The 25,721-nt window shown below is 28.3% G+C and carries 22 protein-coding genes; 21 read left to right on the plus strand and 1 reads right to left on the minus strand.

The features are described 5' to 3' along the window. Positions 1-419: 419 nt before the first annotated feature. The 18 genes from hrcA to HZY83_RS01870 all read left to right on the plus strand — a co-directional run bounded on the left by hrcA (position 420) and on the right by HZY83_RS01870 (position 21,252). Positions 420-1,427 carry a heat-inducible transcriptional repressor HrcA gene (hrcA, locus tag HZY83_RS01785; RefSeq protein WP_179942373.1) on the plus strand — a complete coding sequence of 336 codons (1,008 nt, stop codon included), beginning with the start codon at positions 420-422 and terminating at the stop codon, positions 1,425-1,427. 12 nt (positions 1,428-1,439) lie between these two features. Beyond that, complete coding sequence (gene grpE, locus HZY83_RS01790) at positions 1,440-2,003, plus strand: nucleotide exchange factor GrpE (RefSeq protein WP_179942374.1); 564 nt, start codon at positions 1,440-1,442, stop codon at positions 2,001-2,003. Positions 2,004-2,046: 43 nt separating this feature from the next. Further along, positions 2,047-3,870 carry a molecular chaperone DnaK gene (gene dnaK, locus HZY83_RS01795; protein ID WP_179942375.1) on the plus strand — a complete coding sequence of 608 codons (1,824 nt, stop codon included), beginning with the start codon at positions 2,047-2,049 and terminating at the stop codon, positions 3,868-3,870. Positions 3,871-3,978: 108 nt separating this feature from the next. Then, positions 3,979-5,124: a molecular chaperone DnaJ gene (dnaJ, locus tag HZY83_RS01800; protein ID WP_179942376.1), complete on the plus strand. Its 1,146-nt coding sequence runs from the start codon at positions 3,979-3,981 to the stop codon at positions 5,122-5,124. A 145-nt stretch (positions 5,125-5,269) separates the two neighbouring features. After that, positions 5,270-5,782 (plus strand): hypothetical protein, encoded by a 513-nt coding sequence (locus HZY83_RS01805; protein ID WP_179942377.1) that lies wholly within the window; start codon positions 5,270-5,272, stop codon positions 5,780-5,782. A 115-nt stretch (positions 5,783-5,897) separates the two neighbouring features. Continuing rightward, positions 5,898-6,656, plus strand: a complete 759-nt coding sequence (locus HZY83_RS01810) for a hypothetical protein (RefSeq protein ID WP_179942378.1) — start codon at positions 5,898-5,900, stop codon at positions 6,654-6,656. A gap of 315 nt (positions 6,657-6,971) precedes the next feature. Then, complete coding sequence (locus tag HZY83_RS01815; RefSeq protein ID WP_370520033.1) at positions 6,972-8,849, plus strand: MucBP domain-containing protein; 1,878 nt, start codon at positions 6,972-6,974, stop codon at positions 8,847-8,849. 10 nt (positions 8,850-8,859) lie between these two features. Then, a complete protein-coding gene (locus HZY83_RS01820) occupies positions 8,860-9,360 on the plus strand; it encodes a hypothetical protein (RefSeq protein ID WP_179942379.1) in 501 nt (166 codons plus the stop codon). Positions 9,361-9,487: 127 nt separating this feature from the next. After that, positions 9,488-9,991: a hypothetical protein gene (locus HZY83_RS01825; protein WP_179942380.1), complete on the plus strand. Its 504-nt coding sequence runs from the start codon at positions 9,488-9,490 to the stop codon at positions 9,989-9,991. Positions 9,992-10,117: 126 nt separating this feature from the next. Next, positions 10,118-10,618, plus strand: coding sequence for a hypothetical protein (locus HZY83_RS01830; RefSeq protein ID WP_179942381.1), 501 nt, complete (start codon positions 10,118-10,120; stop codon positions 10,616-10,618). Between the two features lie 168 nt (positions 10,619-10,786). Further along, positions 10,787-12,298 (plus strand): UDP-N-acetylmuramoyl-L-alanyl-D-glutamate--2,6-diaminopimelate ligase, encoded by a 1,512-nt coding sequence (locus HZY83_RS01835; protein WP_179942382.1) that lies wholly within the window; start codon positions 10,787-10,789, stop codon positions 12,296-12,298. Continuing rightward, a complete protein-coding gene (locus HZY83_RS01840; protein WP_179942383.1) occupies positions 12,298-13,857 on the plus strand; it encodes a peptide chain release factor 3 in 1,560 nt (519 codons plus the stop codon). The genes HZY83_RS01835 and HZY83_RS01840 overlap by 1 nt, the downstream gene beginning before the upstream one ends. A gap of 9 nt (positions 13,858-13,866) precedes the next feature. Beyond that, positions 13,867-14,289 carry a GtrA family protein gene (locus HZY83_RS01845; protein WP_179942384.1) on the plus strand — a complete coding sequence of 141 codons (423 nt, stop codon included), beginning with the start codon at positions 13,867-13,869 and terminating at the stop codon, positions 14,287-14,289. A 9-nt stretch (positions 14,290-14,298) separates the two neighbouring features. Beyond that, positions 14,299-15,138: an HAD family hydrolase gene (locus HZY83_RS01850; protein WP_179942385.1), complete on the plus strand. Its 840-nt coding sequence runs from the start codon at positions 14,299-14,301 to the stop codon at positions 15,136-15,138. Positions 15,139-15,147: 9 nt separating this feature from the next. Further along, positions 15,148-17,439 (plus strand): protein translocase subunit SecD, encoded by a 2,292-nt coding sequence (gene secD, locus HZY83_RS01855; RefSeq protein ID WP_179942386.1) that lies wholly within the window; start codon positions 15,148-15,150, stop codon positions 17,437-17,439. Between the two features lie 603 nt (positions 17,440-18,042). Beyond that, a complete protein-coding gene (locus HZY83_RS01860; protein ID WP_179942394.1) occupies positions 18,043-19,056 on the plus strand; it encodes a methionine ABC transporter ATP-binding protein in 1,014 nt (337 codons plus the stop codon). Between the two features lie 2 nt (positions 19,057-19,058). Then, positions 19,059-19,718, plus strand: coding sequence for a methionine ABC transporter permease (locus HZY83_RS01865; protein WP_179942387.1), 660 nt, complete (start codon positions 19,059-19,061; stop codon positions 19,716-19,718). Positions 19,719-19,971: 253 nt separating this feature from the next. Next, complete coding sequence (locus HZY83_RS01870; protein WP_179942388.1) at positions 19,972-21,252, plus strand: solute carrier family 23 protein; 1,281 nt, start codon at positions 19,972-19,974, stop codon at positions 21,250-21,252. A 114-nt stretch (positions 21,253-21,366) separates the two neighbouring features. Here the strand turns inward: HZY83_RS01870 and HZY83_RS01875 are convergent, their stop codons facing one another. Then, the gene (locus HZY83_RS01875; protein ID WP_179942389.1) at positions 21,367-22,620 is read right to left on the minus strand and encodes a replication-associated recombination protein A; all 1,254 of its coding nucleotides are present in this window, start codon (positions 22,618-22,620) and stop codon (positions 21,367-21,369) included. 159 nt (positions 22,621-22,779) lie between these two features. Here HZY83_RS01875 and HZY83_RS01880 point away from each other — a divergent pair, with 159 nt between their 5' ends. The 3 genes from HZY83_RS01880 to HZY83_RS01890 form a co-directional block, all read left to right on the plus strand. Further along, a complete protein-coding gene (locus HZY83_RS01880) occupies positions 22,780-24,528 on the plus strand; it encodes a 2-oxoacid:acceptor oxidoreductase subunit alpha (RefSeq protein WP_179942390.1) in 1,749 nt (582 codons plus the stop codon). A 1-nt stretch (position 24,529) separates the two neighbouring features. Next, positions 24,530-25,402: a 2-oxoacid:ferredoxin oxidoreductase subunit beta gene (locus HZY83_RS01885; protein WP_179942391.1), complete on the plus strand. Its 873-nt coding sequence runs from the start codon at positions 24,530-24,532 to the stop codon at positions 25,400-25,402. Beyond that, positions 25,402-25,721 (plus strand): YlbF family regulator (locus HZY83_RS01890; protein WP_179942392.1); only part of this gene is annotated, 320 nt, incomplete at its 3' end. The genes HZY83_RS01885 and HZY83_RS01890, both read left to right, overlap by 1 nt.

The following is a 25,721-nucleotide window of genomic DNA, read 5'->3' on the forward strand; positions in this document are numbered from 1 at the left end:
AATAAAAATAATGATAAACTTTTAATTATTTTATTCATAAGATTTTAACCTTCCTTATTTAATTAATTATTAACACTTTAATTATACCATTATATAAAATTAAAAACAATATTAAATATTAACCAAAAATAAGTATTAAATGTATTTCAAATAGTTTTAATTTGAATTATTTAATTTTTTAAAGTTTTTAAATAGTTATATTTATAAAATATAGATGTTATTCAATTATAATTGAAGAAATCATTTATAATATTAATGAAATTGTATATTTCATTAATTATCAAAAATAAAAGTCAAAAAAAGTCAAAAAAATTTTCGAAAATGTGTTGACTTTTTTTGACCTAAGTGATAATATATTAAATATAAATTAGCACTCTATTAATTAAAGTGCTAATTTATAAAAGTAAGAAGGTGATTATATGCTATTAGAAAGGCAAATACTTATCCTTAAAACTATAGTTGAAAATTTTATTAATACTAATCAACCGGTGGGATCTAAGTTCATATCTCAAAATATTAATTTTAGTTCGTCAACAATTAGAAATGATATGAGTAAATTAGAAAAAGAAGGACTTATTATGAAGACACATACTTCTTCGGGAAGAGTTCCTTCAGAAAAAGGATATCGTTACTATATAGATTGTATAAAATCGGACTACAAATTAACGAAGGATGATAATAAAAAATTACAAAGTATATCTAATGAAAGTTATAATTCAGAAGGTAAATTTTTGGAAAAAAATGCAATAGTTTTATCTGATTTAACTGACTGTACTGCAGTAATATTAGCTCCAACTAAAGTTGATAATAGAATAAACAAAATAGAAGTAATTTTATTAAGTAGTAGAAGTATTTTGGTAATATTAATAACTACGACTGGAGAAGTATATCAGCAAAATTACAAACTTGATTCTGATTTTTCAGAAGAGGATGTTATAGAAGTTAATAAAATCTTAAAAACTTATTTTTATGATGTTGATATGGCTACGGCACACATACTGATTCACGGAGAATTAGAAAAATATCTAAAAGACAAAGTAAATAATTATGATGTTATTGTAGTTGTGTTAAATAGGTTGCTCCAGAATAAAATTAAGAAAACTATAGCATTGGGTGGAAAGTATAATTTGCTAAAGCAAACAGACATAAATGATTTAGATAAATTAAAAGAAATAGTTACCCTTTTAGAAGATGAAAATATAATTAATTTAATTGATGAAAATTCTAGTGATGATGAAACTTCTATAAAGATAGGTAATGAACTTTCGTTTGGTAGTATAAAAGAACTTTCATTAGTATCTAGTAAATATAGCACAGATAAAGGTGAAGGAGTAATTGCTGTATTTGGACCTAAAAGAATGAATTACAAAAAAGTTATGGCATTAATAACTTGTGTAAAAGATAATTTAAACAACAATTTAAAATAGCAGGAGGTAAATATGGCTACTGAGAATAACAATCAAGAAGAATTATTAAATCAAGATGATAATATAGAAGAAGTTGCAGAAACTACCGAAGAAGTAGTAGAAGAACAAACTATAGAGCAAATTTTAGAAGCAAAAGTTTTGAAGCTAGAAGAAGATTTAAAAGAATCGGAAGATAAATATCTTAGACTTTATGCGGAATTTGAAAACTTTAAGAAGAGAAAAAATCAAGAAATAGAAAGTAATAACAAATACAAAAGTCAAAGTATAATATCAAGCATCTTACCTAGCTTGGATAATTTAGAAAGAGCTTTAGATTCAACAGAAGAAAATGGAGCTAATGCATCTCTATTAAAAGGCGTAACAATGGTTTATGAAGGTATTCAAAATGCTTTGAAAAATGAAGGAGTAGAAGTAATTACACCTACGGGGGATAACTTTGATCCAAATTATCATCAAGCAGTTATGCAAGATTATGTAGAAGATAAAGAAAGTGGAATAGTTTTGGAAACATTCCAAAAAGGATATAAATTAAAAGATAGAATAATTAGACCAGCAATGGTTAAAGTTAATAATTAAAAATAGTTTAAATAATATAATTAAACGATGGAGGAAAAAAATAATGTCAAAAATTATAGGAATAGATTTAGGAACAACAAATTCATGTGTAGCAGTTTTAGAAGGTGGAGAAGCTAAAGTAATACCTAACCCAGAAGGTAATAGAACTACTCCTTCAGTAGTAGCGTTCAAAGGAGATGAAATCCAAGTTGGAGAAGTAGCTAAACGTCAAGCAATTACAAATCCAAATACTGTAATATCAATAAAACGTCATATGGGAACAGACTATAAAGAGGCTGTTAATGGAAAAGAATATTCTCCACAAGAAATTTCAGCTATGATTTTACAAAATTTGAAAGCTACAGCAGAAAGTTATCTTGGAGAAAAAGTAACAAAAGCAGTAATTACAGTCCCAGCTTATTTTAACGATGCTCAACGTCAAGCTACAAAAGATGCAGGGAAAATAGCTGGATTAGAAGTAGAAAGAATTATAAACGAGCCTACAGCAGCAGCGTTGGCGTACGGTTTAGAAAAAACAGATGTAGATCAAAAGGTTTTAGTATTCGACTTAGGTGGAGGAACTTTTGACGTTTCTATCTTAGAATTAGGAGACGGAGTATTTGAAGTTCTATCTACTTCTGGAGATAATTTACTAGGAGGAGATGATTTTGACCAAGCTATTATCGACTACTTAGTATCAGAATTTAAGAAAGAACAAGGTATAGATTTATCTCAAGATAAAATGGCTATGCAACGATTAAAAGATGCAGCAGAAAAAGCTAAAAAAGATTTATCAGGAGTAACTTCTACACAAATATCATTGCCATTTATCTCAGCAGGAGCTAATGGACCAGTTCACTTAGAAAATACATTAACTCGTGCTAAATTTGACGAATTAACACATAGTTTAGTAGAAAGAACATTAATACCTACTCGTCAAGCACTAAAAGATGCAGAGTTATCAGCTAACGATATTGATCAAGTAATCCTAGTAGGAGGATCAACTCGTATACCTGCTGTCCAAGAAGCTATCAAAAAAGAAATGGGTAAAGAGCCCCACAAAGGAGTTAACCCTGACGAAGTAGTAGCTATGGGAGCTGCAATTCAAGGTGGAGTAATTTCAGGTGATGTAAAAGATGTTGTATTATTAGATGTTACACCTTTATCACTAGGTATTGAAACTATGGGATCAGTGATGACTGTATTAATTCCAAGAAATACAACTATCCCTACTTCAAAATCACAAGTGTTCTCAACAGCTGTTGATAATCAACCTGCAGTAGATATTCACGTTCTACAAGGAGAAAGACCTATGGCTAATGACAATAAGACACTAGGACGTTTCCAATTAACAGATATACCACCAGCAAAACGTGGAGAGCCACAAATAGAAGTAACATTCGATATAGATAAAAATGGTATAGTAAATGTTACAGCAAAAGATTTAGGAACACAAAAAGAACAAAAAATTACTATAGAATCAAGTAGTTCATTAACAGAAGAAGATATTGATAGAATGGTAAAAGAAGCAGAAGCTAATGCAGAAGCAGATGCAAAACGTAAAGAAGAAGTAGATATTAGAAATGAAGCTGATCAATTATCATTCCAAGCAGATAAAGCAGTAGAAGACGCAAAAGATAAAGTTGATCAAAGCTTACTAGATGCTATAAAAGAAAAAAATGATAAATTAAAAGAAGCTATCAAAAATAATGTTTTAGAAGATATAAAATCAGCTAAAGAAGAATTAGAAAAAGCAGTTCAAGAAATGACTATGAAACTTTATGAGCAAGCTAGTGCAGCTCAAGGGGCTCAAGGAACTCAACAAAATACAGAACAATCATCAACTGATGATGATACAATTGATGCAGATTTCACAGAGAAAAAATAATTTTAAATAAATATTTTCTATAAAGATAAAATCCACTAAATTCTAAATACTTTAAAGAGTTTAGAATTAGTGGGTTTTATGAATATAAATTTAATTTGAGGTGAAATAATGGCAAAAAGAGATTATTATGAGGTGTTAGGTCTTAGTAAAGGTGCTTCATCTCAAGAAATAAAAAAGGCATATAGAAAATTGTCTAAACAATATCATCCAGACATCAACAAAGAGCCAGATGCCAATGAAAAATTCAAAGAAATAACAGAAGCTTATGAAGTGTTAAGTGATGCTAATAAAAAAGCTCAATATGATCAGTTTGGTCATTCTGCCTTTGGACAAGGTGGCGGCTTCGGAGGAGGCTTTGGCGGTGGTTTTAGCGGAGCTGATTTCGATGATTTAGGAGATATTTTCTCTAGCTTCTTTGGAGGAGGATCACGTAGATCAAATCCTAATGCACCAAGACAAGGAGAAGATTTACTTCATAGAATAAATATAAGTTTTAATGATTCAGTTTTTGGAACTACGAAAACTATAAAAATTAGAAAAGATGTAGAATGTGATTACTGTAACGGTAGTGGAGCCAAAGATTCTTCTAGCGTAGAAACTTGTAAAACTTGTCACGGAAGTGGTGTAGAAACAGTAGTACAAAGTACTGTTTTCGGTCAAGTTCAATCACAAAGAACTTGTTCAACTTGTCAAGGAAGAGGGAAAATCATTAAAGATAAATGTTCTCACTGCTTTGGAAAAGGATACAATAATAAAGAAGTAGAATATGAAATAGATATACCAGCAGGAATTAAATCTGGTCAACGTGTACGATTGCAAGGTAAAGGAGGCAATGGTATCAACGGAGGACCGGCAGGAGATTTATTCGTAGAAGTTCTGGTTACAGAAGATAATTACTTCCATAGAGAAGGTGATGATATTTATACAGAGTTAGAATTATCTCCTGCTCAAGCAGCCTTAGGAGCCAAAATAGATGTAAAAACACTAACGGGAGAAATTGAACTAAATGTTCCTGCGGGTACACAGCACGGAAGAAGATTCAAACTTTCAGGTAAAGGTGTTAAGAGTGTAATGGGTTATGGTCAAGGTAATCATTATATAGTAGCGTCTATAAAAATACCTAAAGATTTGTCACGTGAAGAAAGAGAGTTATACGAAAAACTAGCTAAATTGCGTAACGAAAAATATACAGAAGAAACAGGTTTTTTCGAAAAAGCTAAACGCAAGGCAAAAGATTTATTAGATGATTTGTAAAAATTAATATGTTAATTTGAGAGAAATAAGGTTTTTATTTCTCTCATTTTTGTTATTAGAGCATAAATTTTTAGTAGAAATAATTATCGTGGTATAATCAATAAGTTCGTATATATGGAGTATACAATAGAATAGAGGGAAAAGAATGAAAAAAATAATATGGAGAACAGTATTAGTAGTATTATTAGGAATATTAATATTCGGATATGTGAAGATAAATTTAAAATCAAATGCAGTATATTATGCGAAAAATATGCTAAGAGGAGAAGGACAAGAACCGGAATTAATAATGTTAATAGACAATTTATGGTGGGTGGATAATCCAGATATAGAGGGAATACAGTATAAAATAGATGGAACACAATATGTTATATATGAAAATAATTCTTTTGGTAGTATATCTTCATATGAAGAAGATAGGATGGATTATATGTATTCAAATGAAGAGGGTATTTCATATAGTTTTAATAGACGTTTCGAATTAGTACATGTTATGAATTTTAGAGAGTGGAAGAGAATAGATATTAATTCTGTAGACAAAAATAAAATAGTTTCGGAGATAAAATCACTAGTACAACCTGTAATCGATAAACAATCCGAGCCACTAATAAATCTCCAATGGATATTTAATTTAGTATATCAAGATGAATTTAAATAAAAGTATACAAATCTATGTAAGTAAAAATACTTACATAGATTTTATTTTATAAATGCAGAAGTTTTCTATAATAATAAATATTATGATATAATCAGTTAGTTCGAAAGGAGGAAAAATGAGAAAAATAAAAATTATATTAAGTTTAATGATGATGTTTTTATTATCAGGAAATATTGTTTTGGCAGAAACAATCTCAAGTAATGTAGTAGATAATAAAACATCAAATTCGAACAAAAACTATCAGAATGAAAGTGTAACTATTGGTAATGATTCATTAATACTTGGGACACCTTCAAAATCTAGTAATACAAGCATATCTAATATTCCACAAATTACCCACTATGTTGTTAATGGAGAAGTGGATAATACAAAAACGGGAATTGACTTTTATAATAATATTTCTATTTCATTAATAGGAGATAACTTAACAAATAGACATTTCTTGACTAAAGAAGGATTACACTGGTCAGATAGAACATATGTTGAGTTAATCCAAGGTCAAGAATTAGGAATTCTTAACGATGCTACTACGTTTGGTGTTCAAAATACACCTAGTATAGAAGTTAAAGCATATAGAAATAATAAAGGAGATTCTGGAAGAATTAATTTTGTAGGAAAAACTAAATCTAATGAAGACTTAGATTTAATTTGGACAGTAATTGATTCGGATAAAGAAGAATGGGCTAACAATTCTGGTTATTCTAATAATAATCGTATAAAAGGATTAGGTTTTGCGGGAGAACAATTTATTCCAGGAGCAACTGGAAATTCTATTGCCGTCTTATATAATAACGCAAGTAACTTAGGTATTAATTATAAGATAGTAAAACATGGTACAATGGAAGAAATGCCAGTAGTATTAAGCTTTATTTAAACAGATATTGACGCAGCTCAAGGGGTACAGACAGATTTAGCTAATATTACAGAAATTATTCCTAAAGAATCAAATTTAGTAAAGAAAGATAATATTATTTATGACGTTACTCCTGGGGTAGTTGGATTAAATGGCTCTGTAGACTTACCCAAAGGTGGCTATTTAGGTGCAGGATTTTTATCTAGTTTTGATTATATATTTTATTCGCCAGCACCTGAGAGAGTTAATGATTCATATTACTATCCTATAGCTGTAAGATATGATATATTCGGTAGTAGTTTACAAGCTAATCTATTTACAAGATTACAAAATCATATTACAGTTAGCTATGTAGACGAATCTGGAATAACTATAAAACCTAATGAAGAGTTTACAGGATTTCATGACGAAAAGTACTTGTTCCAATCGGTAGCTATACCAAAGTATAAATTAGTAGATATTAAGAAAGATGAATCAAATCTTAATTATCCCAAATTACAATTCGTATATAGACCAGTCTATACTGTTACTTTGAAATTCACTGATGAATCAGGAAACACTTTGGCAAAAGATAAAGTTTTTCTAGCAGAAAAAGGGTATTCCCTATTATATAATGCAGAAAATATAGCAGAATTTACTTTGCCAAATCAATTGAAGACAGTAGTCAATAAGGATATAGAGCATACATTTGTCTATAAGAAAATTGTAAAACCTATTGAGAAAAAAGAAGATTTAGTAGATAATAAAGTAAGTAAAGAAAATATTACTAAAGAACATACTAATACTACTAATAACAAAGTTATAGGTAATATAGAGCTACCAGTAAACTATAATAACTATATAGTACCAACTAAACCGATACAAGTTCCTAAAACTACAAATTTCAATAATATTAATAATAACTCTACAATTATACAAAATACTTATATACCCGCAGAGTTAAATCAAAAAACTGCATATGTAGAACAAAATAACGAAAAAGTAGACCCATTTCTAATAAATACTGGAATGACAAAAGACCAAAAAGAGATTTTCTTAAACTATATTAAAGAAGTAGCTAAAAAATCTAGAGAAAAACACGGTAATAATCAAGATAAGATAAATCATGATATTGCGAATGCTATTGCCTATAGTGTATATCACGATGATTTTTTACAAACAAAAACTAATGATTTTGGTGAAAGACCTGAGAATTTAGATGATTATGTGTATAAATTTTTTATAAAATTACACAAAGAAGATAATTATTTTATTGATTTTCCACATTTAGCAGCTCCACTAGCTACATCAGAGAAAAGCGTTTGGTGGAAAGAATCTATAAAATTTGTTGGTGGCTTATCTCCACTTAATTTATTAGGGGTAAGCCCTAAAGACGTCTTATTTCTAAATAATTCAATGACAGGTGATTTATTAACTAATATCGACGAAAAAGATGCTAGAACTAACAAGGATGCTTATATTTTGAAATATCATCCTGATTTTAAAGATTTATCGCTAGAAGAAAGAATTGAAAAATATTATAGTATAGAGAATCTTGAAGCAAAAAGAGAAAATTACTACAATGAAGCTTTAGAACTAAAAGGCATAGATTATTTACCAATTGATAACTATATTCTTATTAACTACGGAGCTGTAGTTAGTATAGCTGGACTAGGATTAATATCTTTAACAGCGTTAAGAAAGTTTAAAAAAGTCTTACAGGGTGTTATAGCTGGATCTAAAGAGATTGTTAAACATACAAAAGACTTTGTAAGTAATAAAATAACGAGTTTCACTAGTAAAGTAACAGCCGGAGTTATAACTGCGAAAAGAGTAGGTACGAGTTTACTAGACGGAGTTAAAAAGAGAGTAACAGCTACTTATAAAAATATAATAAAACCGGTAGTCAAAACAATTAATAAGAAAATTATACAACCTATAACAAAATATATAGTAAAACCTACATTAAAAATTGTAAATAAAGTAATAGTAAAACCGGTACAAAAAATAGCGAATGTTATTTATAATAAAGTAGTAAAACCGATTCATAATAGAATTATAAAACCAGCAGCAAAGGTGATAAGTAACTATGTAGTAAAATCTATTAATACTTTTGTACGACCTATTGTAAAAACTGTAACTACAAAAGTAGCAAAACCTGTAGGAAATTTTGTAGCCAAAAATATAGTCGCACCAGCAGGGAGATTAATAAAAAAATTATTCGGAAGAAACTAGAGGAAAAAGAATGAAAAAAATAATATGGCGAACAATACTAGTAGTATTATTAGGAATAGTAATATTCGGATATGTAAAAATAAATTTAAAATCAAATGCAGTATATTACGCGAAAAATATGCCAAGAGGAGAAGGACAAGAACCAGAATTAGTAATGTTAATAGATAACCTATGGTGGGTAAATAATCCATATATAGAAGGTTTAAAATATGATATTGATGGAACAAGGTATATTATATATAAAAATAAGTCATTTGGTAATATATATGCAGATGAAACAAATTATGTTTATTTAGACGAAAAAGATAATTTTTATAGGTTCAACAGAAGATTTGAATTATTGGCTTTTTTAGATTATAAAGATGAGAAAATAGATATTAACTCTGTAGATAAAAATAAAATAGTTTCAGAGATAAAATCACTAGTACAACCTGTAATTGATAAACAATCCGAACCATTAATAAATCTCCAGTGGATATTTAATTTAGTATATCAAGATGAGTTTAAATAAAAGTATACAAATCTATGTAAGTAAAAATACTTACATAGATTTTATTTTGTAAGTGTGTAAGTTTTAGTAGTAATAAATATTATGATATAATCAGTTAAGTTAAGATAAGGAAATTAGAGGGAAAAGAATGAAAAAAATAATATGGCGAACAATACTAGTAGTATTATTAGGAATAGTAATATTCGGATATGTAAAGATAAATTTAAAATCAAATGCAGTATATTATGCGAAAAATATGCCAAGAGGAGAAGGACAAGAACCAGAATTAGTAATGTTAATAGACAACTTATGGTGGGTAGATAATCCAGATATAGAAGGGATAAAATATAATTTGGATGGTAGTAGAACTGTAAAGACGCCTAATGGAAGTAGATATTTTACTAAATCATATGAAACAAAATATGTATATTCAGATGAAAAAGATATCTCATATACCTTTAATAGGCACTTTAAACTATTACATGCTACGAATATGAAAAAAGTGCAGAGACTAGATATTAATTCTATAGATAAAAATAAAATAGTTTCAGAAATAAAATCATTAGTACAACCTGTAATTGATAAACAATCCGAACCACTAATAAATCTCCAATGGATATTTAATTTAGTATATCAAGATGAGTTTAAATAAAAGTATACAAATCTATGTAAGTAAAAATACTTATATAGATTTTATTTATAAATGCACAAGTTTTCTATAGTAATAAAGATTATGATATAATCAACTAGTTGAAATAAGAAAACTAGAGGGAAAAGAATGAAAAAAATAATATGGAGAACAATACTAGTAGTATTATTAGGAATAGTAATATTCGTATATGTGAAGATAAATTTAAAATCAAATGCAGTGTATTATGCGAAAAATATGCCAAGAGTAGAAGGACAAGAACCAGAATTAGTAATGTTAATAGACAATTTATGGTGGGTAGATAATCCAGATATAGAAGGAATAAAATATAATTTGGATGGAGTTAGGACAGTTAAAATTCCTAATGGTAAGAGATATCTCAGTAATTCCTATGAAAAAGAATATATATATTCAGATGAAGAATATAACTTCTACAAATTTAATAGAAGATTTGAATTATTATTTATGTTGAACGATAAGGATGAAGAAGTAAATATTAACTCTGTAGATAAGAATAAAATAGTTTCAGAGATAAAATCATTAGTACAACCTGTAATTGATAAACAATCCGAGCCACTAATAAATCTTCAGTGGATATTTAATTTATTATATCAAGATGAATTTAAATAGAAATATATATAAAACATATCTAAGCAACTTTTCTTAGATATGTTTTTTTAGTATCTCAACTTTTAATAAACATTAATTAATATTAATTTACTTTTTCTTAGTTATTGAGCTTATAATTTTATTGTAGTATAATGAAAGATAGTAAATTTTTTGAAAGTAGATATATTTATGAGCATAGAAGAAATTATAAATAGGATAAAAATAAAGAAAGTTTATGGTGTGATTCCTAAAAATGTTGTGGGGATAACGTCTAACTCAAGAGAAGTATTAGAAGACTTTATCTTTGTAGCTAATGTTGGTTATACCGTTAATGGTCATGATTATATAGAAAAAGCTATAGAAAATGGAGCAGTATTGGTTATTGCTAGTGAGGATAGAGAGTATAATTATAATAAATGTGCAGTAGTAGTTGTTAAGGAAAAAGAAGTTAATAAGTTAGCTAGTATGTTAGCTTATGCTATAAATGATGTTAATAGTTTACCTAGTATAGTTGCAGTAACAGGAACTAATGGTAAAACAAGTATAACAACTTTAATTCACGATATGTTGAGGTTACTAAATACTACTAGTTCTTATTTGGGAACTAACGGATTTTGTAAAAATGATGACACTCCTAATTACCTGGGAAATACTACTCCAGACGTAGTTACTTTACACAATAAGCTTGGAGATTTACGAAAAGATAACATAAAACATTTTACTTTTGAAGCATCTTCTCATGCTATGGTTTTAGGAAGAATCTATAATATCCCTATAGATATAGCAGTATTTAGCAATTTAACTTATGAACATTTAGATTTTCATGGAGATATGAATACTTATGCTTATGATAAATCTTTACTTTTTTCTACTTTAGGAAATAATTTGTTAGATGCAAAATTTGGCGTTCTTAATAAAGATGATGAGTATTACGAAATAATGGCAAAAACTTTATATCAGCAAGAAATTACTTATTCTATTAAAGATAATTCAGCAGATTTTTTTGCAACAGATATTGAACATAAAAAAGTTAATAATAAATTAATGACTTATTTTGTGCTACATAGCCCAAAAGGAGAATTCGACTGTACTATCCCTTTTATAGGTGATTTTATGGTTAGTAATATTTTGGCAGCATTAATATCTGTATGGTTAAAAGGTTATAAAATATCTGATATAGTGAATTTACTTTCAAATTTATCTCCGTTATACGGACGTATGGAGATTTTGGGAGAAGATTTGCCAATAGATATAATTAGTGATTTTGCTCACACTCCTGATGGTTATGCAAAACTTCTAGAAGCGACTAGAGAAATGCGTAAAGGTAAAAGAACACTCCTGTTGACTGGAATGGGTGGAGGTAGAGATATATCAAAAGGACCTCTTATAGGAGAGATTATTTCTGAAGCGGATTATGTTATTATAACTACTGATAGTCCAAGAGATGAGGATGTTGAAGTGTTAATGGCTGCTATAGAAAAAGGTCTTACTCACAAAAGTTATGAGAAAGTATGGTTTAGAGGAGATGCAGTGAAAAGGATAGTAGAAATTTCTAAGCCGGGAGATTTTATAATACTAGCTTCGAAAGGAAGAGAAGATTATGAAATTTTACAACAAGGAAAAAAAGTTTGGCATTCTGATCCTATTGTCTGTTTAGAAGAAGCAAATAAAAAATATAAAGATTTGAAAGGAAATGACTAGTGAGCATACAAGAACAAGTAAAAAAACGTCGTACTTTTGCGATAATATCTCACCCCGATGCAGGGAAAACTACTTTAACTGAAAAACTTTTATTATTTGGTGGAGCTATAAGAGAAGCTGGAACAGTAAAAGGAAAGAAAACGGGTAAATTTGCGAAAAGTGACTGGATGGAAATAGAGAAGCAAAGAGGTATATCTGTAACATCGTCAGTAATGCAATTTGAATATGATAATAAAATCATTAATATTTTGGATACTCCAGGTCACGAAGATTTCTCAGAAGATACTTATAGAACGTTGATGGCTGTTGATAGTGCAGTAATGGTTATAGATGGAGCCAAAGGTATAGAAGCTCAAACATTAAAGCTATTTAAAGTATGTAAGATGAGAGGTATTCCGATTTTTACATTTATAAACAAACTGGATAGAGAAACTAAAGATCCTTTAGAATTACTAGAGGAAATAGAAGATAAATTAGAAATAGAAACTTATCCTATGAATCTTCCAGTAGGGATGGGACAAAATTTCTTTGGAATAATGGATAGAAAGAAACATTATATTGAGCCATTCAAAGAAAATGAAGATTTTATAGAATTAGATGAAGAATATAATATTATTGGTGACAATGTTTTAGTAAATGATCAAATGTATCAAAAATGTGTAGAGGATATGATTTTAATTTCTGAAGCAGGAAATGACTACGATTATGATAAACAACTTAAAGGGGAACAGACTCCAGTATTCTTCGGGTCGGCATTATCTTCTTTCGGAGTAGCTAGCTTTTTGAATTATTATGTTGATAATGCTCCAACACCTATGGATAGAAATACAGTAAATGGAGAAAAAATTAATCCTATGTATGCAGATTTCTCTGGATTTATTTTCAAGATACAAGCCAATATGGATCCAAGACATAGAGATAGAATAGCATTTTTACGTGTGTGTTCTGGTGTATTTAATAGAGGTATGGATGTAACACTAACTAGAACTAACAAAAAAATGAAAATTTCTAGATCAACAAACTTTATGGCAGATGACAAAGCTACTATAGATACAGCATATCCTGGAGATATAATCGGATTATACGACAGCGGTAATTATCAAATAGGAGATACATTGTATCAAAATAAGAAAATAGAGTTTGAGAAGTTGCCATCATTTACTCCTGAAATATTTGTAAAAGTTTCTGCTAAAAACGTATTAAAACAAAAGCATTTCCACAAAGGAGTAGAGCAATTAGTACAAGAGGGTGCAATTCAATATTATAAAACACTACATACTAATCAAATAATACTTGGAGCAGTTGGACAGTTACAATTTGAAGTTTTTGAACATCGTATGAAAAATGAATATAATACAGAAGTAGTTATGGAGCATATAGGTCAAAAAACTACACGTTGGATAAAAAATGAAGATATGATAAAAGAAAGTATGTCATCATCTCGAAGTGTATTAGTAAAAGATTTACAAGATAATTATGTATTTCTTTTTGAAAATGATTTTGCGATGAGATGGTTTAATGATAAATATCCTGAAATAGAGTTGTATAGTTTACTATAAGAGGTGTTTATGAATAATTTAATTAATAAGTTGAAATATTATTATAACAATCCAACATATAGAAAAATAGTTAATTATTTGTTTTTTGGAGTATGTACAACATTAGTAAATTTAGTTTCATACTATATACTTACTAAATTAGGGTTAGAAAGAATTACATCGAATTTTTTAGCTATAACATTATCTATACTATTCGCTTATGTAGTAAATGCTAGGTATGTATTTTCTTCTAAAGTTTATGGTATAAAAAAAATATTCTATGAGTTATCGAAGTTTTTTACCTCAAGATTGTTTACTATGTTTATAGAAATAGTAGGTGTGGAAGTACTTGTTTGGATAGGAATAGGAGATTTTATAAGTAAGGTAATAGTACAGTTTATAGTTATTGTGGCTAATTACTTTATTAGTCAATATATAGTTTTTAAAAAATAGGAGATAGTTATGAGTAAATGGTTTGTAACTGATATGGATGGAACGTTTCTAAATGATAACAGAGAAATAAGTCCTCGTTCTAAGGATGTAATGAATAAATTACAAAGTAATAATATTAAATTTTTTATAGCGACAGGAAGAGTCGATTTAGCTATAAGAAGTTATTATAATTTAATGGGTCTTGATGACGCGGTTATTTCTTGTAATGGTAGCTTTATAAGAAATTTAAAAACCGGAGAAATTATATATGAAAAATATTTCAGTGAGGAAGAAATTACTTATATTTATGAAAAATATATGGAATTAACAGATGGAAGTATCGAATTTCATATATATAGTGCAAATTACATATATAGTGATACTTTATCTTTTAGTTTAGCCAGAATTAGGCGTGTTGAAGAGAATTTACCAGACAATATAAAAACTCCTATGCATATTACTAAAGACATATTAGGAGATATAAAGAAAAATAATGATAGAATCTATAAAGTAATGATATCTTCTAAGAATCATGATTTGTTGCGTAAAATCGCATCAGAAGTAAATAAAAAATTTAGAATAGAATCTACATTTTCTGCAACTAACTTTTTTGATATTATGCCTGCTGGATGTGGAAAAGGAGAAGGTATTAAGCGTGTTGCAGAGTATTATGGTATGGATATAAAAGATTCTGTTGTTTTTGGTGATAATTTTAATGATATAGATATGCTAAAAGTTGCAGGAACTAGTATTTGCCCAAGTAATGCAAAAGAAGAAATAAAAAAAATGTGTGATGAAATTATAGGAAATAATAATGATTTCTCGGTACTAAACTATATTGAAAATTATATTAATTCATTAGAAAATTAGGAGAATACTATGCGAAGAAAAAAAAATCAAAGAAAATTTGGTAGATTGTTTACCGCATTTTCTTTAGTAATTATAATTTTAACAAGTATATTTTTGACATATAAACCTAATGTGTCTAAAGTAAACTTAGGTCTTGATTTACAAGGTGGTTTTGAGGTTCTTTATCAAGTTGAACCGATAAAAGAAGGGGATAATATTGATGAGAATATTGTTAAAGCCACTTCTGACACGATAAGTCGTCGTATAAATATTCTAGGAGTAAGTGAACCAGTTATAACTGTTGAATCAGGAAATAGAATACGAGTTGAGTTAGCGGGAGTAAAAGATCAAGAGTCGGCAAGGAAAGTATTATCAACGCAAGCTAACTTAACAATTAGAGACACAGATGATAATGTTTTATTAGATGGTTCTGATTTACAAGAAAATGGAGCTTCACAAGGATATGCCGAATATTCTAAACCTATTGTAACGTTAAAATTAAAAGATGCAGAAAAATTTGGACGTATAACGTCAGAGATTAGTAAACGTGGTGTTGGAAATAATCTAATGGTTATTTGGATGGACTATCAAGAAGGTGATAGTTATGCAGAAGAAGCTAAAAAGACTAACCATAAATTTATTTCTGCACCGCAAGTAACACAAACAATTAATTCTAAAGATGTTCAAATATCAGGTAATTTTACTTTAGAAGAAGCTAAAAATATGGCAGCTTTACTTAATTCTGGTTCTTTACCTGTAAAACTTACAGAAATTTATTCAAATGCAGTAGGAGCGCAATTTGGTTCTGAAGCTTTAAATCAAACTGTATTTGCAGGTATTATCTCACTAGGAATTATTTGTTTATTTATGGTTGTATTTTATAGGTTGCCAGGTTTAATAGCAAGTATTATGTTAGTGGCTTACGTGTATATTACTATTGTATTCTTTAATTTAATATCAGGAGTATTAACATTGCCAGGTATAGCAGCTCTAATACTAGGAGTTGGTATGGCAGTAGATGCCAATATAATTATGTATGAACGTATAAAAGAAGAATTACGATCAGGATATACATTAGAAAAATCTTATAAAGATGGAGCTAAACAATCATTGTGGACAATTTTTGATTCACAGCTAACTACAGTTATTGCTGCAGTAGTATTATTTATTTTTGGTACAAGTAGTGTTAAAGGATTTGCTACTATGTTATTACTTACAATTTTAGTAAGTTTTATTACGGCAGTATTTGGAACTAGAATTTTGCTTAGTTTAATAGTTAAATCAAATGTTCTTAACAATAATTTAGGATTGTTTGGTGTTAGAAAGAAGAGTATACATAAAGACAGTAAGCCTATAAATTCTTTGGATTTACCAACTCAATTTGATAAATTTAACTTTACTAAACATATGAATAAGTTCTTCGCATTAAGTGTAGTTATTATAATAGCTGGAACAATTTCTTTAAGTACTTTCAAGTTGAATTTAGGAATAGATTTTTCTAGTGGAACTAGAATAGATGTAATGTCTGATTCACAAATTACCCAAGATCAAATAAAATCTGATCTAGATTCTTTACAAGTTAAAGAAGAAAAGATAGTATTTACACCAGATAACAAACAAGCTACAATTCACTCAAAAGATAATTTTGATCAAGAAAAAACATTAAAAGTAAAAGAATACTTTAGCAGTAAATACAATAAAGATGCTAATATAAGTGTTGTGTCTCCTATTATAGGAAAGGAATTGGCAAAAAATGCTCTGTATGCATTGATTTATGCTTCTGTAGGAATAATTATATATGTAGCATTTAGATTTGAATGGCGTATGGGGGTAACGAGTATTATAGCACTATTGCATGATGTTTTGGTTATAATTTTTATGGCTAGTATTCTAAGATTAGAGATAGATATTACTTTTATTGCTGCGATTTTAACTATAGTAGGGTATTCGATAAATGATACGATAGTTACATTCGATAGGATACGTGAACATATGCGTTATGAAAAAGTTATAACTTCGAAAGAGCAACTTTATAAAATAGTAGATGTATCTTTAAGACAAACATTGACTAGATCATTTAATACAGTAATTACAGTTATTATAGCAGTTGTTGTAATGCTATTATTAGGAAGTAAAGCTATATATACGTTTAATGTTACATTACTTATAGGTTTAATATTTGGATTGTATTCATCACTATTTATAGCGACTCAGCTTTGGGTATTGTTAAAAACAAAAGAGCTTAAGAAAAATAAAAAAATAGTAGTGAAGCAACGAGAATTTAAAGCTGATAGAGATAAAAATGATAAGGTATTAGTTTAATAATTTATTATTTGCTAATATAAATATTAAATGAAACAGAGTAGATAATATTAATAAAGATAATTTATTAATATTATCTACTGAATTTGATATGAAAGATAAAAGACAACCTTTTGGTTGACTTTTTATTTAAGTAAATAATTTAGCAATTTTATTAAGAGTTATATAAGCAAGTTATAACAACTAAGAAATAATTTTTAATTATATAAAAAGGTAGTTATAAAAATAATATATTAATACTTTCTCTTTTTATAATAATTTATTTTTAAAATTGTCAAAAAATATTATAAATTATATTGACAATTATATTTTATAATGATATACTCTTTTTAAAATATAAGCACTTATGAGTAGTATATGAATTAATTTTAGAGAGTGTACGTTTGCTGAAAGTACATATTATGAAGTATATGAATATGGTTTGTGTATAGTAATTAATAGAGTGAGCAAGTTAAGTAAACTTTATTCGTGATGCCACGTTATAGGCAAGGTTATGTAAGTAACTGTGAGTTAAATTTAAGGTGGTACCGCGTCTAACGCCCTTATTGCTATTTAGCAATAAGGTTTTTTTATTTTACAGAATAAGGAGAATAAGTTATGGCTATAATAAAACTAAGTAACGTAAATAAAATTTATAATAATGATGTTCATGCATTAAAAGATATTGATTTATCAGTACAAGAAGGAGATATATACGGAATAATAGGTTATTCTGGAGCAGGGAAGTCTACTTTGATACGTTTATTAAATGGTTTAGAAACTGCAACTAACGGAGAAGTTGTTGTTTTGGGAGAAGATTTTGGTAAAATTAATAATGAACAAAGAAGAATAAAAAGACAAAGTATAGGCATGATATTCCAACATTTTAATTTACTTTGGAGTAGAACTGTGGCAGAAAATATTGCTTTTCCTTTGGAAATATTAGGAATACCTAAAGCTGAAAGAGAAAAAAGAGTAGATGAGTTAGTAAAATTAGTAGGGTTAGAAGATAGAAAAAGTAATTATCCGTCTCAACTTTCTGGTGGTCAAAAACAAAGAGTAGGTATTGCTCGTGCATTAGCAGGGAAACCTAAAATACTTTTGTGTGATGAGGCTACTAGTGCTTTGGATCCAGAAACAACAGCTGACGTATTAGAACTTATTAATGAGATACATAAAAAAACTAATATAACAGTAGTTTTAATTACTCATGAAATGAATGTAGTAAAAACTATATGTACTAAAGTTGCTGTAATTGATGATGGAAAAATAGTTGAAGAAGGATTAGTTTCTGATGTATTTTATAATCCTCAAAATAATGTAACTAAGAAATTTTTAAAACAAACTAGTTTTAGTTCAGAAAAATCTGCTATTCAAAATGTAGCTAATTGGAAAGAAGAATTTGTTAATGGTAGAATAATAAAATTGACTTTTAATAATAAAAACTTCAATGAGCCGATAATAAATGATGTCACTCACGAGTTTAATGTTAAGTTAAATATTATTCAAGGAAAAGTAGATAAGACAAAAACAGGATATATAGGAACGCTTTATACGCAATTAATCGGAGAAGATGTTGATATAGACAAAGTTATAGATAAATTAATAAAATTAGAAATTACAGTGGAGGTGTTATAATTATGGATTTTTCAAGAGTTAACTGGGATAAATTACAAGAAAAAACTATAGAAACTCTAGTGATGGCAGGCTACGCACTAATAGCTGTTTTAGTTCTAGGTATTATTTTAGGGTTGTTATTATATCTTACATCAAAAAGTAGTAATAAATTTGTACAAGTTATATATACAATAATAACTGCCATAGTAAATATATTTAGAGCTATACCATTTATTATTTTAATAGTTTTATTAATACCATTAACTAAAGCTTTAGTAGGTACTATGATAGGAGCTCAAGCAGCGATTCCGGCACTTATAGTTTCAGCAGCACCTTTTTATGCAAGATTAGTAGAAATAGCTTTACGTGAAGTAGATAAAGGTGTTATAGAAGCAGCTAAAGCGATGGGTGCAAAAAATATTACGATAATCACTAAGGTATTATTACCAGAAAGTAAGCCTGCATTAATTTCTGGACTTACAGTTACAGCAATAGCATTAATTGGATCTACAGCTATGGCAGGAGTTATAGGTGCTGGAGGATTAGGAAACTTAGCATATTTAGATGGATTCCAAAGAAATAATAACGCAGTAACTGTTGTCTCTACAGTTGTAATATTAATAATAGTATTCGCTCTACAATATTTAGGAGATTATATTGTAAAAAGAGTAGATAAACGATAGTTAAAAATTTAAAGGCTAAATTATGATTATACTTTAATAAAGTAATAATTGTAATTTAGCTTTTATTTATATAATTCTATAATATTATTTATAAACAATTATGCTTTCTTTAATTTTTTAGGATTATTTAATAATATTATTAATAAAAAATTTATTAATCAATAGATTGTAATTATAGTAGAAATATTTCTCCTTGAAAAAATTTTAGTTTCCTATATAATATATTTAGAATTTATTATATAAGGAGAAGAGAATGGAACTAGAAAAATATAGATTAAAACCTATTTTAGACGTTAACGAGAAACCTAATATGGCTTTATGGATAACTCTTAGTTTGCAACATTTATTTGCTATGTTTGGTGCTACGGTATTGGTCCCTATTTTGACTGGTCTTGATGCTAGTGTAGCTTTAGCAACATCAGGGATAGGAACTTTGACGTATATTGCTATAACAAGAGGAAAAATTCCTGCATATTTAGGATCTTCTTTTGCTTTTATTAATCCGATAATTGTTCTTTCTACAACGCACAATGTTCAAACTGCTATGCTAGGAGCTTTTTTAGCCAGTTTAGTGTACGGAATTATAGCATTGTTTATTTCTAGGTTTGGTGTAGATTGGTTACTAAAATTATTACCTCCAGTAGTTGTTGGTCCTATAATAATTGTTATTGGACTAGGAATAGCTCCTACTGCTGTTGATATGGCAATGAATAAAACTGTAAACGGAGTAAAACAGTACGATTTGACGTATTTTACAGTTGCGATGGTTACTCTTGTAATAACCATTTTATGCTGTGTGGCATTAAGAGGATTTGCTAAGCAAATTCCAGTTTTGTTAGGAATTGTATTTGGATATATATTTGCTTATATAATGGGATTAGTTGATTTCAAAGCGGTAATCGATGCACCTTGGTTTAGTTTACCGAACTTTATGATTCCTTTTGTTACGTATAATCCGGAATGGAATGTAGCAGCGTTGGCTTTAGTACCTATAGCTATTGTAACTATTAATGAACATATAGGACATCAAATGGTATTATCAGAAGTAGTAGGTAAAAACTTTATAAAAGATCCCGGGCTTAATAAATCTATTTTAGCAGATGGTACTGCAATGATGTTTGCTTCACTATTAGGAGGGCCACCTAGTACAACTTATGGAGAAAATATTGGAGTTTTAGCTATTACGAGAATTTTCTCTGTTTTTGTACTTGCTGGAGCAGCAATTTGTGCCTTAGTATTAAGCTTTATAGGAAAATTTTCTGCATTAATATCAACTATACCATCACCAGTAATGGGAGGAGTATCAATTTTATTATTTGGTATTATAGCTTCTAGTGGTTTAAGAATGTTAGTAGATGAAAAAGTTGATCTTAGTATTAATCGTAATTTAGTAATTTCTTCTGTAATTATTGTTTTAGGAGTAGGAGGAGCTATGTTGAAATTTGAGAATATTAATTTTGAATTACCAGCTATGGCTTTATCGGCGATTTCAGGAGTTTTATTAAATGCCTTTTTACCTAAAGATAAAAACTAAATAAAAATAGCAATCTATATTTAATTATAGGTTGCTATTTTTTATTTTTAATATTAATAAATTTCATTACAATATAAATGACTCTATTATAATAGTTTTAATGTTAGAAAATGTTTATTTATTATTTAATTTTTTTATAAATTCCATATATAAATTCAATGTTTTTTCATTTTTATTAGTTAGGTTAGGTGTGTAAAAGTTGCTATTAATTAAATTATTTGGCAAATATTGTTGTTGTACGTAATTGTTAGGATAATTGTGAGGATATTTGTAACCTAATCCATTTCCTAATTTGTCAGCACCTATGTAGTGGTTATCGCGTAGATGACTAGGTATGTTGAATTTAGGATTACGTTTTATGGTATCCAAAGCATTATCAATTGCGACTATAGCACTATTAGATTTAACAGAAAGAGCTAGTTGAATGACTATATTAGCTAGTGGTATTCTAGCTTCTGGAAAACCTAACATTTTTGCGCTATTGATTGCAGAGTCAACAAAAGGTCCAATATTAGGATTAGCTAAACCTATATCTTCATATGCTATTACCGATAGTCTTCTACATATAGTATCTAAATCTCCACTATCAATAAGTAGTGCTAAGTAATACAATGATGCGTTAACATCACTTCCTCGAATAGATTTTTGAAAAGCACTAATTGTGTCATAGAAGTAATCCCCGTTATCATCATAATTTTTATAAACTCCCAAAGATAGATTATTAAACATTTCTATAGTTATTGTTTCTTCATTTTTAGCAGTGTTGTATATGATATCTAAGGTAGTTATAGCAAATCTCATATCTCCTGAGCAATCTATTGATATTTGTCTTAATACTTCGTCGGTAATTGTAACGTTTTTATTGAATATTTCTTCGTTTGTTACTATATTTTTTAAATAATTATAAATGTTAGTTTGATTTAATTGTTTTAGTTCAAATATTTTTAGCCTAGATCTAATTGCAGGCGCAACACTATGATACGGATTTTGAGTAGTACATCCTATAACATAAATGTTATCAAATTCAATTTCTGGTAATAGTATATCTTGCATTGGTTTTGTCAAACGATGAAATTCATCAAGGAGTAATATAACTTTTTTAAATCTTTTAGATTCTTCAATAACGTTAGTTAAATCTTTTTTCGAACAGTTAACTGCATTTAATATTTTGAATTTATAATCCAATTCATTTGCTAAAGCTGATGCTATCGTTGTTTTTCCAGTTCCTGGTGCGCCGTACAATATAAAAGAAAACATATTATTAGATGATATTATTTTTGTTAGTATCTTATTTTCTCCTATGAGATGTTCTTGACCAACAACTTCTTCTAATCTTTTTGGTCTTAATTTAGAGGTTAGTGATTGCATCTTTTCTCCTTTCGAATAGTGAAAAAATATATGAAATATGATATAATGATATGATACTATAGCGATGTTATAAAGTAAAGATAAAATAAATATTATAAATAAGGAAATGTTAATAATAGGGAGTTATTAATTAAAATTTCTATTGAAGGAGATTGTATAATGATTAATAAATTATCTTGGAAAATTGGTGGAGAACAAGGAGAAGGATTAGAGAGTACAGCAGAAATTTTTTCTTCTGTAATAAATAAACTAGGATATAATATGTATTCTACGAGAAATTTTGCCAGTAGAATAAAGGGTGGACATAGTAATAGCAAAATTTGTATAAATGAAATAAAGAAAAATGCTATAGAGTATCATACAGATATATTGGTTGCATTTGATCAAGCTACATTAGAAAATTATGTAGAGGAATTACACGATAATAGTATTATAATAGTTGATGAAAAGATTAATCCTATAATACCCGAGGAAATTAAGTGTAAAGTTGCTATATTTCCCATAACTAGTTTAGCTAAGAAAATATCTAGTCCAATAATTAAAAATATTATAACTTTAGGAATATGTTCTAAACTATTAAATATTGATATTTCGTTATTTAGAGAAATGATTGAAACAAAATTTTCTGCTAAAGGGGAAGAAGTAGTTAATAGTAACATTCGCGCTTTTGAAGTAGGAAGAGATGTAATGGCTATGTATATGTTAGATAATAATATAGATGATAAATATTATTTAAAAGAACTTCCTAAAAAAGAAAAATCTAATATGTGGCTTATAGGTAATCATGCGGCTGCATTAGGATCTATTGCAGCAGGATGTAGGTTGTATGCAGGATACCCTATAACTCCTGCTACTGAAGTAATGGAATATATGTTTGAAAATTTACATAAAGTAGGTGGAGCGTATATTCAAACAGAAGATGAATTAGCTGCCTTAGGAGTAGTTCTTGGAGCTAATTATGCAGGAGTAAGGGCTATGACAGCAACATCTGGACCAGGAATGGCACTTATGACGGAATTTTTAGGATTGGGTACTATAAGTGAACAGCCTGCAGTAGTGTTTGATGCACAAAGGGGTGGTCCAGCAACGGGACTACCTACTAAAATTGAGCAGTCTGATATTTTCCATTCTGTCTATGGTGGAGCAGGAGATGCATCTAGGGTAGTATTAGCTGCGTCAAGTGTAGAAGATTGTTTTTATATTATGATTGATGCATTTAATATAGCCGAAGAATATCAGACCCCAGTAATAGTATTATCAGATTTACAAATATCTATGAATAAAGAAACTGTTCAAGATTTTGATTTTAACAAAATAGATATAAATAGAGGTAAACTATTAACAGAAGATGAATTAGCACAACTAGAAAATACAGTTTATTTTAAACGTTATGATTTAGAAAATTTAGTTTCTAATAGATCAATACCTGGACAGATAGGTGGAATTCATAATGCTAACAGTTCAGAACATTCAGAGTATGGTTTACCTTCAGAAAATCCTACCATTCGAGCTAAACAAACTGAAAAACGTATGAGAAAAGTGGCATCGGCATTTATAAAAGAACCGTATGTTTTCAATGAATTTAGTTTAGATAAAAATATTTTATTAATAGGAATTAACTCTGTTTGTGGAACTATAGATGAAGCAGCACAAAAATTAAATAATGCTAATATAGGAACTGATACTCTTCATATAAGACAAATATATCCAGTATCTAAAGAGTTAGAAACAATTATTAATAACTACAAACAAGTGTATGTTGTAGAGCATAATTATAATGCACAATTAAATACGGTACTGTCAAATAATTTAGATATAAATAATAAATTAAAAAGTATTTTAAAATATAACGGTGATATTATGTATGCCAGAGAAATAGTTAGAGAAATAAAGAAAGGAGATGACTAAAATGACAATTACATTAAAAGATTATCGAAACGATGTAAAACCTGATTGGTGTGCAGGATGTGGAGATTTTTCTGTATTAGCTGGTATTAATAGGGCAGCTGTTAATTTGAGTATAAAGCCAGAAAATTTAGTTATCTCAGCAGGAATAGGTTGTTCAGGGAAAATTAGTGGTTATACAAAAGCATATGGAGTTCAAGGATTACATGGACGTTCTTTACCTATAGCACAAGGAGTAAAGTTAGCGAATTATAATTTAACGGTAGTAGCAATGGGTGGTGATGGAGATGGATATGCTATTGGTATTGGACATGCAATTCACGCTATGCGTAGGAATATAGATATGACATATATAGTTATGGATAATCAACTTTATGCACTAACAAAAGCTCAAGCATCCCCTAGATCTGATGAAGAATTTGTTACTACTACTTCTTTAGATGGAGTTACCGATATTCCTTTATCAGCTATGAAGATGGCTTTGTCAGCAGATGTAACATTTTTAGCTCAAGCATTTACAGGTAATATGAAACAAATGGTTCAAATAATTGAAGAAGCTATAAAACATAAAGGATTTTCCTTAGTAAATATTTTTAGTCCGTGTCATACGTATAATTATAAAAATACGCCTAAGTGGTTCAAAGAGAATTTAACAAATTTAGACGAAATAGAAGATTATGATTGTACTAATAAATTAGCTGCTTATGACATTTTAGAAAAGTATAATGACTTAGTTACGGGTATTATTTATAAAAATAATAATAAAAAATGTTTTGAAGAAAATTTAAAAGGTTACAATATTAGTGAATCTTTATCTAATTCAAATTTAACTTTGGATAAAGCATTATTCACTGATTTGTGCAATGGATTTAGATAATGAATAACTTTGATATAAATAATGAACTTGATAAATTAAATATTATTTTATCTCAAGAATTTAATTTAACAGAGTTTAAAAATATTGAACAAAAATTAGAAAAAAATAAAAATGTTATTGAAAAAATAGATAGAATAAAAAATTTGCAAAAAAGAAGTGTATTTTTTGAAGCTACAAAGAAATATAATTTAGTAGTATCTTTAGAAAAGGAAATTGAAGAAATATATAAAGAATTAGAGAAAATACCTATCTATTTACAATATATTCAAAGAAAAGAATTTTTGGAAAAAGAATTAATAAATATATCGGAGTATATGGA

This window comes from Gemella sp. GH3 (genome assembly GCF_013415425.1).
GTDB lineage: Bacteria > Bacillota > Bacilli > Staphylococcales > Gemellaceae > Gemelliphila.

Coding starts and splice junctions, on each gene's coding strand:
- dnaK (WP_179942375.1), top strand. CDS start 2,047: ATGTCAAAAATTATAGGAATAGATTTAGGAACAACAAATTCATGTGTA.
- HZY83_RS01885 (WP_179942391.1), top strand. CDS start 24,530: ATGACAATTACATTAAAAGATTATCGAAACGATGTAAAACCTGATTGG.
- dnaJ (WP_179942376.1), top strand. CDS start 3,979: ATGGCAAAAAGAGATTATTATGAGGTGTTAGGTCTTAGTAAAGGTGCT.
- HZY83_RS01805 (WP_179942377.1), top strand. CDS start 5,270: ATGAAAAAAATAATATGGAGAACAGTATTAGTAGTATTATTAGGAATA.
- HZY83_RS01830 (WP_179942381.1), top strand. CDS start 10,118: ATGAAAAAAATAATATGGAGAACAATACTAGTAGTATTATTAGGAATA.
- HZY83_RS01845 (WP_179942384.1), top strand. CDS start 13,867: ATGAATAATTTAATTAATAAGTTGAAATATTATTATAACAATCCAACA.
- HZY83_RS01875 (WP_179942389.1), bottom strand. CDS start 22,620: ATGCAATCACTAACCTCTAAATTAAGACCAAAAAGATTAGAAGAAGTT.
- HZY83_RS01865 (WP_179942387.1), top strand. CDS start 19,059: ATGGATTTTTCAAGAGTTAACTGGGATAAATTACAAGAAAAAACTATA.
- HZY83_RS01825 (WP_179942380.1), top strand. CDS start 9,488: ATGAAAAAAATAATATGGCGAACAATACTAGTAGTATTATTAGGAATA.
- HZY83_RS01880 (WP_179942390.1), top strand. CDS start 22,780: ATGATTAATAAATTATCTTGGAAAATTGGTGGAGAACAAGGAGAAGGA.
- HZY83_RS01835 (WP_179942382.1), top strand. CDS start 10,787: ATGAGCATAGAAGAAATTATAAATAGGATAAAAATAAAGAAAGTTTAT.
- HZY83_RS01810 (WP_179942378.1), top strand. CDS start 5,898: ATGAGAAAAATAAAAATTATATTAAGTTTAATGATGATGTTTTTATTA.
- HZY83_RS01870 (WP_179942388.1), top strand. CDS start 19,972: ATGGAACTAGAAAAATATAGATTAAAACCTATTTTAGACGTTAACGAG.
- grpE (WP_179942374.1), top strand. CDS start 1,440: ATGGCTACTGAGAATAACAATCAAGAAGAATTATTAAATCAAGATGAT.
- HZY83_RS01850 (WP_179942385.1), top strand. CDS start 14,299: ATGAGTAAATGGTTTGTAACTGATATGGATGGAACGTTTCTAAATGAT.
- HZY83_RS01820 (WP_179942379.1), top strand. CDS start 8,860: ATGAAAAAAATAATATGGCGAACAATACTAGTAGTATTATTAGGAATA.
- secD (WP_179942386.1), top strand. CDS start 15,148: ATGCGAAGAAAAAAAAATCAAAGAAAATTTGGTAGATTGTTTACCGCA.
- hrcA (WP_179942373.1), top strand. CDS start 420: ATGCTATTAGAAAGGCAAATACTTATCCTTAAAACTATAGTTGAAAAT.